This window comes from Rhizorhabdus argentea, assembly GCF_037861105.1.
Taxonomy (GTDB): domain Bacteria; phylum Pseudomonadota; class Alphaproteobacteria; order Sphingomonadales; family Sphingomonadaceae; genus Rhizorhabdus; species Rhizorhabdus argentea.
This window is the reverse complement of the sequence record NZ_JBANFK010000022.1, coordinates 23473-36443: the sequence shown is the minus strand read 5'-3', so window position 1 is coordinate 36443 and position 12971 is coordinate 23473. Positions and strand designations below refer to the sequence as shown.

General features: G+C 65.8%; 8 protein-coding genes. All 8 read right to left on the bottom strand.

The window, feature by feature from the left end; translation table 11 throughout:
• Positions 1-10 precede the first annotated feature (10 nt).
• Positions 11-1642 (bottom strand): alpha-D-glucose phosphate-specific phosphoglucomutase, encoded by a 1632-nt coding sequence (locus AAC645_RS16760; protein ID WP_340317670.1) that lies wholly within the window; start codon positions 1640-1642, stop codon positions 11-13.
• Positions 1639-3096, bottom strand: a complete 1458-nt coding sequence (glgA, locus tag AAC645_RS16755; protein ID WP_340317669.1) for a glycogen synthase GlgA — start codon at positions 3094-3096, stop codon at positions 1639-1641. Before glgA ends, AAC645_RS16760 begins: the two co-directional genes overlap by 4 nt.
• 8 nt (positions 3097-3104) lie before the next feature.
• Complete coding sequence (gene glgC / locus AAC645_RS16750) at positions 3105-4370, bottom strand: glucose-1-phosphate adenylyltransferase (protein ID WP_340317667.1); 1266 nt, start codon at positions 4368-4370, stop codon at positions 3105-3107.
• Between the two features lie 14 nt (positions 4371-4384).
• A complete protein-coding gene (glgB, locus tag AAC645_RS16745; protein ID WP_340317665.1) occupies positions 4385-6544 on the bottom strand; it encodes a 1,4-alpha-glucan branching protein GlgB in 2160 nt (719 codons plus the stop codon).
• 151 nt (positions 6545-6695) lie between these two features.
• Positions 6696-9161 carry a glycogen/starch/alpha-glucan phosphorylase gene (locus tag AAC645_RS16740; protein WP_340317663.1) on the bottom strand — a complete coding sequence of 822 codons (2466 nt, stop codon included), beginning with the start codon at positions 9159-9161 and terminating at the stop codon, positions 6696-6698.
• Positions 9162-9357: 196 nt separating this feature from the next.
• Positions 9358-10563, bottom strand: coding sequence for a hydrolase (locus AAC645_RS16735; protein ID WP_340317661.1), 1206 nt, complete (start codon positions 10561-10563; stop codon positions 9358-9360).
• Positions 10560-11963 (bottom strand): succinylglutamate-semialdehyde dehydrogenase, encoded by a 1404-nt coding sequence (gene astD / locus AAC645_RS16730; RefSeq protein ID WP_340317659.1) that lies wholly within the window; start codon positions 11961-11963, stop codon positions 10560-10562. Before astD ends, AAC645_RS16735 begins: the two co-directional genes overlap by 4 nt.
• Entirely contained in the window at positions 11960-12964 is a 1005-nt protein-coding gene (locus AAC645_RS16725; RefSeq protein WP_340317657.1) for an arginine N-succinyltransferase, read from the bottom strand. The genes astD and AAC645_RS16725 overlap by 4 nt, the downstream gene beginning before the upstream one ends.
• Positions 12965-12971 lie beyond the last annotated feature (7 nt).

The following is a 12971-nucleotide window of genomic DNA, read 5'->3' as shown; positions in this document are numbered from 1 at the left end:
ACAGCTCACGTCACGTAATCACGTCGGGCGCCGTCCGCCCGGTGTGCCGCGTGATCCCCGCGATCGCCTCGACCGCGCCGACAAGATCGGCGATTGCATCCCCGGTCTCGCGGCTTAGATCGCCGCCTTTCGGCTCGTAACGCTCGATATAAATCCGGATCGTCGCGCCCGAGGTACCGGTGCCCGATAGGCGGAACACGATCCGCGAGCCGCCCTCGAACAGGATGCGGATACCTTGGTTGCGGCTCTCCGAGCCATCGACCGGATCGAAATAGGCGAAATCGTCAGCGGCGGCGACGGTGAGCGCGCCGATCCGCTCGCTCGGCAGATCCGCAAGGCGCCCGCGCAACTCGGTGATCAGCGCGTCGGCCGCGGCGCTGTCGACCCCTTCATAGTCGTGGCGCGCATAATAGTTACGGCCGTAGCGCGCCCAATGATCCTCGGCGATCGCGCGGACGCTCTCGCCGCGCACCGCGAGGATGTTGAGCCACAGCAGCACCGCCCACAGCCCGTCCTTCTCGCGGACATGGTCTGAGCCGGTGCCGGCACTCTCCTCGCCGCAGATCGTCGCCTTGCCGGCATCGAGCAGATTGCCGAAGAATTTCCAGCCGGTCGGCGTCTCGTACAGCGGGATGCCGAGCTGTTCGGCGACGCGGTCAGCCGCGCCGCTGGTCGGCATCGAGCGGGCAATGCCGGCGAGCCCTTGGGCATAGCCGGGCGCCAGATGGGCGTTGGCGGCGAGCATCGCCAGCGAGTCCGACGGGGTGACGAAGATGCCCTTGCCGATGATCAGGTTGCGGTCGCCATCGCCATCGGAAGCGGCGCCGAAATCAGGGGCGTCGGCCCCCATCATGTCGTCGTACAGCGCCTTGGCGTGGACGAGGTTGGGATCGGGGTGATGGCCGCCGAAATCGGGCAGCGGCGTGCCGTTGCGGACCGTTCCGGCCGGCGCACCGAGGCGGCGCTCCAGTATCTCGGTGGCATAGGGGCCGGTGACTGCGCTCATCGCATCGAAGGCGATGCGGAAGCCGGAGCCGATCAGCGCCCGGATCGCGCCGAAATCGAACAGGCTCTCCATCAGGGCGGCATAGTCCGCGACGGGATCGATGATCCGTACGGTCGCACCACCGATTCGGGTGTCGCCGTCGCGATCGAGATCGACGTCGGGCGCATCGAGCGTCAGGTAGCGGGCGATGGTCAGGCTCTTCGCGTAGATCGCCTCGGTGATCTTCTCGGGCGCCGGGCCGCCGTTCGAGATGTTGTACTTGATCCCGAAATCCTCGGTGGGGCCGCCGGGATTATGGCTGGCCGACAGCACTATCCCCCCGAACGCGCCATACGAGCGGATAACATGGCTCGCCGCAGGCGTGGACAGGATGCCGCCGCGCCCGACGATGATCGTGCCGAAGCCGTTTGCCGCCGCCATGCGGATCGCGGTGTGGATCACTTCGCGATTGTAGAAGCGTCCGTCGCCGCCGATCACCAGCGCCTGCCCCTCGAAGCCTTCGAGCGAGTCGAAGATCGACTGTATGAAATTCTCCGCATAGCCGGGCTGCTGGAACACCGGCACCTTCTTGCGGAGCCCGGAGGTGCCGGTTTTCTGGTCGGTGAAGGCAGTGGTGGCAACCTCGCGGATCGTCATGCAGCCTGGTTCCTGTCGAGCAATGATCGGTAGAGCGCGGCATAACGGGCGCTGCTGCGCTCCCAGCCATAATCGGCACGCATGCCCTGTTTGCGCATCGCCGCCCAGACGTTGGGCGTGCCGTACAGCGCGATTGCGCGGCTGATCGCCGCTTTCAGGGCTTCACCGGAGGCCGATGGGTGGAGAATGCCGGTCGCGCAGCCGCTCGCCAGCGCCGCCTCGTTCGCGTCTATGATGGTATCGGCCAGCCCGCCGGTGCGCGCCGCCACCGGCACCGTGCCGTAGCGCAGGCCGTAAAGCTGGGTGAGGCCGCAGGGCTCGAAGCGCGACGGGATCAGGATCGCATCGGCGCCCGCCTGGATCAGATGCGCAAGCGCCTCGTCATAGCCGGTGACCACGCCGATTACCCCGCGATGGCGGTGCGCCGCGGCGAGCAGGGCGCCCTCGAACGCGCTGTCGCCCGACCCCAGCACCACCAATTGTCCGCCATGGGCGACCATATGCTCGATGGCATCGACGACCAGGTCGATGCCTTTCTGCCAGGTCAGCCGGCTGATGATAGCGAAGATCGGGCCGTTGCCGCGCTTCAGCCCGAAGCGCTTTTCCAGCGCGCGCCGGTTGGCGACACGGGCGCCGAGCTTGCGGACCGAAAATGGCGCGGCGAGATGCGGGTCGGTTTCGGGGTTCCACTCGGTGCGGTCGATGCCATTGACGATTCCGCTGACCGCGTCGCCGCGGCTGCGCAACAGCCCGTCGAGGCCCATGCCGAACTCGGGGGTGCGGATTTCTTCCGCGTAGGTCGGGCTTACCGTGGTGATCGCATCGGCATATTGCAGGCCGGCCTTCAGATACCCCACGCCGCCATAATATTCGGCGCCATCCACCGAGAAGGCGGAAGCGGGCAGACCGAGATCGGGGAAGATGCGCGCATCGAACCGCCCCTGGAAGGCGAGATTATGCACCGTGACCACCACCGGCGTGCTGGGTGCGCGGCCATGGCGAACGTAGGCCGCCGACATCGCCGCCTGCCAGTCATGGGCGTGCACCACGTCGGCCGCCCAGCCCTTGATCGCACCGGCGGCGATATCTGCGGCGGCCGCCGACAGCGCGGCGAAGCGTTGCCAGTTATCAGGCCAGTCATGCCCGCTGCCGTCGCCATAGGGACCACCCTCGCGCGTGCCGAACAGGCGGGGGGAATCGAGCAGCAGCAGATCGAGCCCGTTCAGCTGCGCTGCAAGAATCCGGGCGGGGCCGCCAAACAGCGTCTTATAGCTATGGACGGGCTTGGCCGCCGGCAGCGCCTTCAACACCTGTGGGTAGGCGGGCAGCAGCGAGCGAACCTCGACACCATGCCGGGCCAACGCCATCGGCAGCGCTCCCGCGACATCGGCGAGGCCACCAGTCTTGACGAGCGGATGGAGTTCGGAGGCTACCGATAACAGGCGCAGCGGCATGATCCCGTCTATGCCACGAGCCGGTCGATCATCGCCTGTGTGATCAGGCACACCCCCTTTTCGCTACGCCGGAAGCGCTGTGCATCCGCGACAGGGTCCTCGCCGACGACCAGGCCCTTGGGGATCTGCACGCCCTGGTCGATCACCACCTTGTGCAACCGTGCTTCACGACCGATCTGGCATCCCGGCATGATTACCGCCTCGGTGATCGACGAGAAGCTGTTCACCCGTACGTTGGTGAACAGCAGGCTGCGGTGCAGCGAGGCGCCGGACACGATGCAGCCGCCCGCGATCAGCGAAGAGGTGGCGGCTCCGCGGCGGCCCTCGTCGTTATGGACGAACTTGGCAGGTGGGGTCACCTCGGCATAGCTCCAGATCGGCCAGTCGCGTTCGTAGAGATCGAGCTGCGGCACCACATCGGTCAGGTCGACATTGGCTTCCCAATAGGCGTCGAGCGTGCCGACATCGCGCCAATAGGCCTCGGGCTCGCTGTCGGCGCGAATGCAGCTCTGCGAGAAGAGGTGCGCAATCGCGGTGCCGTGCTTGACGATATGGGGGATGATGTCCCCGCCGAAGTCATGGCTCGACTTCGGATCGGCAGCATCCCGGCGAAGCTGATCGGCAAGGAACTTCGTGTTGAACACATAGATGCCCATCGATGCGAGGGCAGTGTCGGGCTTGCCGGGCATGGCCGGCGGATCGGCGGGTTTCTCGACGAACGCCTTGATCCGCGCCTTGTCGTCGATATGCATCACGCCGAAGCCAGTCGCCTCGAGGCGCGGCACCTCCAGGCAGCCGACGGTCACGTCCGCACGCGCCTCTACATGCTGGCGGAGCATTAGCTCATAGTCCATCTTGTAGATGTGATCGCCGGCCAGGATGATCATATATTCCGGGCCGTAGGACTCGATTATGTCCAGATTCTGGAAGACCGCATCTGCGGTGCCTTCATACCATTGGGTTTCGGAGACGCGCTGGCTCGCCGGCAATATGTCGAAGCTTTCGTTCCGTTCCGGACGCAGGAAGTTCCAGCCGCGCTGGAGGTGCCGGATCAGCGAATGGGCCTTGTACTGCGTCGCTACGCCGATGCGGCGGATGCCTGAGTTCAAGGCATTAGACAGGGCGAAATCGATGATACGCGCCTTGCATCCGAAATAGACCGCGGGCTTGGCCCTCCGGTCGGTCAGCTCATATAGCCGGCTGCCTCGTCCGCCGGCCAGCACATAGGCCATGGCATCGCGCGCCAGAGGCTGGTTGCGCCGGTCCGTCGACATATCGTCCCCCACCATCACGCTGCCTCGATCATCAATGTCGAGAGCGGCGGCAATGTTATGCTGGCATATCCATCGTCGCTCGCGGTGATACACCCGCCATTGCCCATGTTGCCCCCACCATAGATTGCGGCGTCGCTGTTGATGATCTCGTGCCAGTCTCCGCCGCGCGACAGGCGAAGTCCATAGCCGTGGCGCGGCACCGGCGTCATGTTCGAGATCACGGCGATCGGCGCCTGGCCTGGGGCGTGGCGCTCCCAGGCGAACACCGAGTTGGCGGCATCGTCGACCACGGTCCAGCGGAAGCCTTCCGGCTCGCAGTCGCGGGCATGTAGGGCAGGGCGGTCGCGATAGACTTGGTTGAGATCACGGACGAGCCGGCTCACCCCGGCATGGGCTGGTGCGTCGAGCAGCTGCCAGTCGAGCGCGCGCTCCTCGCTCCATTCGGCGCGCTGCGCGAATTCCTGGCCCATGAACAACAGCTTCTTTCCCGGATAACCCCACATCAACGCGTAATAGGCCCGCAGGTTCGCGAATTTCTGCCAGTCATCGCCCGCCATCTTGTTGAGCAGCGAGCCCTTGCCGTGGACGACCTCGTCATGGCTGAGCGGCAGCACGAAATTCTCGTCGAAGGCGTAGAGCAGGCCGAAGGTGATGTCGTCGTGATGATGGCGGCGGTACACCGGCTCGCGCGCCATGTAGCGCAGCGTATCGTGCATGAAGCCCATATTCCATTTGAAGCCAAAGCCCAGGCCGCCCTCATGGACAGGGTGAGAAACCTTGGGCCAGCTGGTCGATTCCTCGGCGATCGTCATCACGCCGGGATGGTGGCCGTAGAGCTCCTTGTTCATGCGGCGGAGGAACTCGACCGCTTCGAGATTTTCGCGTCCGCCCTCGCTGTTGGGCAGCCATTCGCCCGCCTTGCGCGAATAATCGAGGTACAGCATCGAGGCGACGGCATCGACGCGCAGACCGTCGAGATGGTATTTCTCGGCCCAGAACAAGGCGTTGTTGACGAGATATGCCAACACTTCGCGCCGCCCGAAATTATAGATCGCGGTGTTCCAGTCGGGGTGGAAGCCCTTGCGCGGATCGGCATGCTCGTAGAGCGCAGTGCCGTCGAACCGCGCCAGGCCGTGCTCGTCGGTGGGGAAGTGCGCCGGCACCCAGTCGAGGATTACGCCGATGCCGGCGTGGTGCGCACCTTCGACGAAACGGGCGAACCCTTCCGGCGAGCCGAAGCGCGCCGTCGGGGCGTAGAGGCCGGTGGTCTGATAGCCCCAGCTCGGATCATAGGGAAATTCGGTAATCGGCAGGAACTCGATATGGGTGAAGCCCATCTCGACGACATAGGGGATCAGCCGGTCCGCCATCTCATCCCAGGACAGGAAATCGCCCTTGCCGTCGCGCTGCCAGGAGCCGGCGTGGACCTCATAGATCGAGATCGGCTGACGGCGGACATCGGCCTTGGCCCAGAAATCGCGATGCGCCTCGTCCCCCCAGCGGTGCGCGAGGGGGGCGGTGGTGATCGATGCGGTGGCCGGGCGCAGTTCGGAGCGGAACGCGAAGGGGTCGGCCTTGAGCGGCAGCAGCGTGCCCTCGGGCCCGACGATCTCGAACTTGTAGGGCTCGTCTTCGCCGATGTCGGGAACAAAGATCTCCCAGATGCCGGTATCGCGCCGCAGCCGCATCAGATGGCGGCGGCCGTCCCACTCGTTGAAAAGACCGACCACTGAGACGCGCTTCGCATTGGGAGCCCAGACCGCGAAGTGGACGCCATGGGCGCCCTCATGGCTGATCTTGTGCGCGCCCATCTTGTCGAACAGCCGCAGGTGCGAGCCCTCGGCGATGTAATAGTCGTCCATGGGCCCGAGCACCGGGCCGAAGCTGTAGGGATCGGCGACGATCCATTCGCCCGCCGCATTGGCAGCGCGATAGCGCAGCGGCTGCGATTTGCGGATTGAGAGCCGGCCTTCGAACAGCCCGGCCTTGTCGATCATCGCGAGCCTGCCCGCGGGTTTGCCGGCGAGCGTCAGCGCCTCGATAGTTTCGGCGCCTGGGATGAAGGCGCGGGCGATCAGGCCCTTGTCCGTCGCGTGTACGCCGAGCGCGGCGAAGGGGTCGCCATGCTGTCCCGCGATGAGGGCTGAGGTTTCGCTGTTCGGGAGCTCTGTCACGAGCCCTCTCGACTCATTCGGGCAGGCCGTTCGATATATGCCTCGTCTGCTTGTTCGTCATCCCGGCGGAGGCCGGGATCTCGGGAGAATTGCGCGCACCCTTGCCTCCTGAGACCCCGGCCTCCGCCGGGGTGACGATCAGGAGATGGTATCAGAGAACGCCCCAGATTTCAGAGGCATATTGCCGGATAGTGCGATCCGATGAGAACCACCCCATGCCGGCGACGTTGCGGATCGCCTTGGCATTCCAGTCCTCGCGATCAATCCACAGCTGGTCGACGTTGCGCTGGGCGGCGTGATAGCTGTCGAAGTCGGCGGCCACCATGAACCAGTCATGCTCGTACAGGCCCGCTATCAGTGCCTTGTAGCGGTCGCGGTCGTCGGGCGAGAAGACGCCGCCCGAGATCGCCTGGAGCGCCTGACTGAGTTCGCGCGACTGTTCGATGATCTGACGGGGGTTGTGGCCCTCGGCGCGGGCCTGTCCCACCTCGGCCGCGGTCAGGCCGAAGATAATGATATTGTCAGCTCCGACATGATCGCGCATCTCGACATTGGCGCCATCGAGCGTGCCGATGGTGAGCGCGCCATTCAGCCCGAACTTCATGTTGCCGGTGCCCGACGCTTCCATGCCCGCCGTCGAGATCTGCTCGGACAGGTCGCAGGCGGGCATCATGATCTCGGCCATCGAGACATTGTAGTTGGGCAGGAAGGCGATCTTCAGCAGTCCCTGCACGGCCGGATCATGATTGACGACCCGCGCCACGTCATTGGCCAGCTTTATGATCAGCTTCGCGTTGTGATAGCTCGGCGCCGCCTTGCCGCCGAACAGCTTGACCCGCGGCACCCAGTCGCGCTCGGGATGCGAGCGGATCTGGTCGTACAGTGCCACCGCCTCGATGATGTTGAGCAGCTGGCGCTTATATTCGTGGATGCGCTTGATCTGGGTATCGAACAAGGCCGTGGGGTCGACCTTGAGGCCCATGCGATCGCGCAGCAGGTTCGACAGCACCACCTTCTTAGCGCGCTTCACTGCCGCGAACTTTTCCTGGAAAGCGCTGTCCCCGGCGAACTTCGCAAGTGCCTGTAATGCCTCGGTATCGTCGAGGAAGCGGTCGCCGATCGCCTCGCGGATCAGCAGGGTCAGCTCGGGGTTGCACTGCATCAGCCAGCGGCGCGGCGTGATGCCGTTGGTCTTGTTGTTGATGCGATCAGGGTAGAGCCGGTGGAAATCGGCGAACACCGTCTCCTTCATCAGCTCGGTATGCAGCGCCGATACGCCGTTGACGCTGTGCGATCCGGCGAAGGCGAGGTTGCCCATCCGCACCCGCCGATCGCCGCCTTCGTCGATCAGCGAGATCGCGCTGATCCCGGCGTCGTCGAAGCCATGCTCGCGGCGCGCCTCGATCAGCAGCTTGGCGTTGATCGCGTAGACCAGCTGCATGTGTCGTGGCAGCAGCTGTTCGAACAGCGGCACCGGCCAGCTTTCCAGCGCCTCTGGCAGCAGGGTATGGTTGGTGTAGCCGAAGGTGGCGCGGGTGATGTCCCAGGCTTCGTCGAAGTCGATGCCGTGAAGATCGATCAGGATCCGCATCAGCTCGGCGACCGACACCGCCGGATGGGTATCGTTGAGCTGGATCGCCGCCTTGTCGGGCAGAGTGCGGATGTCACCGAAATACTGGACATGCCGGCGGACGATGTCCTGCAGCGAGGCCGAGGAGAAGAAATATTCCTGGCGCAGGCGCAGTTCCTGGCCGGCGGCATTGGAATCGGCGGGATAGAGGACGCGGGTTAGCGCCTCGGCCTTGTTGCTCTCCTTGAGCGCGCCGAAGTGATCGCCGGCGTTGAACGCATCGAGCAGAATCGGATCGATCGGCTGCGCCGTCCACAGCCGTAGCGTGTTGACCCGGGCGCCGCGCCAGCCGACCACCGGCGTGTCATAGGCGGTAGCGATGAAGCGGTCGTGCGGTTTCCACAGCCGGGCATGATCGCCGCTCCCATCGGCCGCGGCGAGATCGACCACGCCGCCGAAGCCGATTTCGTAGCTCGCCTCGCGCCGTTCGAATTCCCAGTTGTTGCCATGGGCGAGCCAGGTTTCGGGTAGCTCGACCTGCCAGCCTTCGGATATCTCCTGGCGGAACATGCCGTTCACATAGCGGATGCCATAGCCATAAGCGGGGATGTCGACCGAAGCCATCGACTCCATGAAGCAGGCGGCGAGGCGACCTAGGCCGCCATTGCCCAGCGCGGCGTCCGGTTCGAGCTCGCGAATGATGTCGATGTCGACGCCGAGCAGCGCGAGCGCCTCGCGCATCTCGTCCATAAGACCGAGGTTGGACACGGCGTCGCGCATCAGCCGGCCAATCAGGAATTCGAGGCTGAGATAATAGACCCGCTTGTCGCCGGCTTCGTAGGTGTCCTGAGTGCTTTCGATCCAGCGGTCGATGATGCGGTCGCGGATCACCAGGATGCTGGCCGCCAGCCAGTCGTGGCTCCTGGCCGCGGCGGCATTCTTGCCGATCCGGTAGGTCAGCCGTTCGACGATTTCTTCGGCAAGCGTGGAGGGATCGGAGGTTCGCTGCGCGGGCTTCGGCAGGGCTGCGCTGCTGGTGCTGCTCATCGTCGCGACTCCCCCGGGGACCCTTGGAACTGCGGCGAGTGTATCGCAGCGGATAGGCGGTGCAACAGCGATGTTGCACTGCGGCAGGGCGCTTTCATTCGCCCTTTGCGGGCGATAGCGTCAGATTAAGCTACAAGAGCGGGCGGGGCGGGTGCCCACTGGCGAAGGGGTGGGAAAACTTCGCCCTCTCGGCGGGCTATCCAGATCCCTGCTCCGCCAGCCTCAGCATCACCAGCGTCGAAAGCTGCGCCCGTTCGGCCAGGCTTTCCACGATCAGATATTCGTCCGGCGAATGGATTGCCCCGCCGCGAGGGCCCATCGTGTCCACCACCGGCACGCCGCAAGCGGCGATGTTGTTGCCGTCGCAGACGCCCCCGGTCGCCGTGTGGCCGATCGGCCGGCCAAGCAGCGCGGCGCTGTCCTCGACCAGCGCGAACAGCCGCGCCGCCTTTTCGTCGATGGGCTTGGGGGGACGGCCGAAGCCGCCATGGACATGCGCCGACACGCCATGTTCGGCAGCGATGGTCCGCGCCAGCTCGTCGAGCAGTGCCTGCGCCGCGCGCTGGTCCGCGGGCAAAGCGGGGCGGAGGTTGACGCGCAATATTGCCCGGTCGGGCACGACATTGTTGGGGCCGCCGCCATCGATGCGCGCGGGGTTGATCGACAGCCCGGCGCGGCGCGCGCGGGACAGGCGTAGCGCGAGATCGCCGGCGGCAACGATGGCATTCCGACCATCTTCGGGATTGCGGCCGGCATGGGCGGAACGCCCGGTGAAGATGATCGAGAAATTGCCGCTGCCGGGCCGGGCGCCCGCCAGCGTGCCATCGGGCAGCGCTGAGGGTTCGTAGGTCAGCGCGGCGAGCTTGCCGCGGGCCGCCTGAGCGATCAGCGCGGCGGAGCCGGGCGAGCCGATCTCCTCGTCGGAATTGACGATGACCTCGTAGCCGATCCGCCCTCCGAGCGGTGAGGACTCGATCGCGTGCAATGCCGCCAGCATCAGCGCGATTCCGCCTTTCATGTCCGCGACGCCGGGGCCGTTGAGCACTGTGCCGCCGTCGAAATCGGTCAGCGTCTGGAAAGGGTGGTCGACCGGATAAACGGTATCCATATGGCCGGTGAGGAGCAGCTGCACCGGCGCTAACGGGCGAACGCGGACATGCAGGTTCTGGCCGAAGGTGAGCAGCTGCAGCTGGCCGGTCCGGTCGACCTCCTCTCCCCGCGCGGCATCGCGCAACAGTACCTCGCCGGGCAACATCGAGAAGGCGTCCGCCAGCAGGCTCGCGATAGTCGCCAGCCCGTCGAGGTTGCGCGACTCGCTGTTGACCGCGCTCCATCGCCGCACCTGCGCCAGCATGGGCGCCGCCGCGGCGGCATCCAGAGCGGCGCGGTGCCGGTCGATCACAGCAGACGTCCCGTCAGTTCTGCGGACATGTCCGCGATGGTATCCGCTTCGAAGCTCGCGACCGGATAGGCGCAGTAGTCGGCGGCATAATAAGCGCTCGGCCGGTGGTTGCCGGACTTGCCCAGCCCCCCGAACGGCATGTTCGCCGCCGCGCCCGTCGTCGGCCTGTTCCAGTTGACGATTCCGGCACGCGATTGGGTGAGAAAGCGCTGCCATAGCGCCGGATCATCGGCGAGCAGGCCTGCCGACAGGCCGAAGCTGGTGGCATTGGCGGCGGCGATGGCGGCGTCGAAATCGGGCACGCGGATCACCTGGAGGATCGGCGCGAAGATTTCCGCATCGGGAACGTGGATGCCGGTCACGTCGTAGATCGCCGGGGTGGCGAAAGCCTCGCTACGCTCCAGCCGTTCGAACGGGAGGAGGGGCTTCGCACCCTGCGCCTTGAGTGCCGCGGCCGCATCGAGCCCGTTCTGCGCCGCGCGGGGCGAGATCAGCGGACCCATATAGGGTTCCTCCACATCGTCCCACGCCCCGATTCTCAATCGGGTCGCAAGCGTGTGGACCGCCTCAATGATCGCATTGCCCTCCACACCCTCGGGCACGATCAGCCGCCGCGCGCAGGAGCAGCGCTGGCCGGTGGTGACGAACGCCGACTGCACGATCGCCGCTGCGGAGGCGTCGGGGTTGCCCCAGGCGATCAGTGGGTTGTTGCCGCCAAGCTCGAGCGCGAGGATCACATGCGGCCGCTCGACCATCACCCGGCGGAAGTGCGCGCCGGTGGAGGCCGAACCGGTGAAAAGTAACCCGTCGATGTCCGCGTCGATCAGTGCCGCGCCCTGATCGCGGCCGCCCTGGACGAGCTGGAAGACATGCTCGGGCACCCCGGCATCATGCAGCGCCCGCGCCATGTGCTGGCCGGTCAGCGGGGTCTCCTCGGAGGGTTTGAACACGACCGTGTTGCCCGCCAGAAGCGCGGGCACGATATGCCCGTTCGGCAGATGGCCCGGAAAATTATAGGGTCCGAGCACCGCCATCACGCCATGCGGCTTGTGGCGCAGCACTGCCCGGCCGAAGGCCGTGTCCGCGCTGCGTGTGCCGGCGCGCTCCGCCTGCGCAGCGACGGAGACGGCCACCTTGGCGATCATCGAGCCGAGCTCGGCCCGGCTTTCCCACAGCGGCTTTCCCGTTTCCCGGGCGATGTCGCGCGCGATATCGTCGGTGCGGGCCTTCAGCGTGTCGGCATAATGCCGGAGGATGGCGATGCGGGCTTCGGTCGTCAGCCCTGCCCAGGCGGGATGCGCGGTGCGGGCGCGCGCGACGATGGCCGGAATCGCTTCGGGGGCGGTTTCCTCGCCTTCCCATATCGTCAGCCCTGTCGCGGGGTCGATCGAGCGCATCATTGCCTTACCCTCACCAGATCGCCGTCCTTCAGCCGCATGGCATCGATGGCTGCCGCATCGAGCATCGCCGTTCCGCCCTCGATCCGCACCTTCGCCCGCGTGGCGCGAAAGCCGGGGACCGACAGGGTCGAAACCAGCCTCTCCGGCGCTTCGACCGGATTGCCGATCACGACCGGCAAGGCCATCGTCCGCTCGATCGTCTTGATACTATCCCGCGGCACGGAATAGGTGGGGCCGCCGTCGAAAATATCCACTAGTCCGGACCCCCGAAACCCTTCGTGTTCGAGCATCGCCCGGGCTGCCTCGCCCTCGACATGGACCTTTCCGATCGCTGCCTGGGCCGATTCCGCAATCAATTCGACGTAGATCGGGTGGCGCGGGGCAAGATCGAGGATGAACTGTCCGTCGGTCGACATCACCATGTGGTCGGCCTCGTCGAACGGAAGATGGAAGAACTTGCTCGCGACACCTTCCCAGAAAGGGCAGGTGCCGTCGGGCGAGAAATAGCCGCGCAACTCGGCCATCACCGTTTCCGAGAAGCGCGTCCTGTCGACGCCGATCAGCATGTAGCGCGAGCGGGCGAGCAGGCTGCCGGCGCCCCCCGAGCGCCGCTCCGGGCGGAGATAGAGCGAGCCGACCTCGGTCCAGCCTGCGCATTCGTTGACCAGCACCAGCGCCTGGTGATCGAAGCGGGTGCCGATCGCCGAGGAGAATTGCGCCAGCGTCATCACCCGAAAGGAGAAATGGGGGCGCGCTACGCCGACGGCCGCGCGCACGCCGCACACCCCCTCGATCCGGCCGGTCTCCAGATCCTCGAGCATCAGCGTGTACCACGCCTCGCGCGGCGGGATCGCGCCGGTGAAGCTGCCCTCCGACAGCGTCAGCCGGTTGAGCAGTGTCTGCTCGTCCTCCGGCAGGCTGGTGAAGCCGCGGCCCGAGAGGATGGCCAGTTCCATCAGGGCGTCGAGATCCGACGGGCCGGCGGGGCGGACGACCAGCATCAGCGTG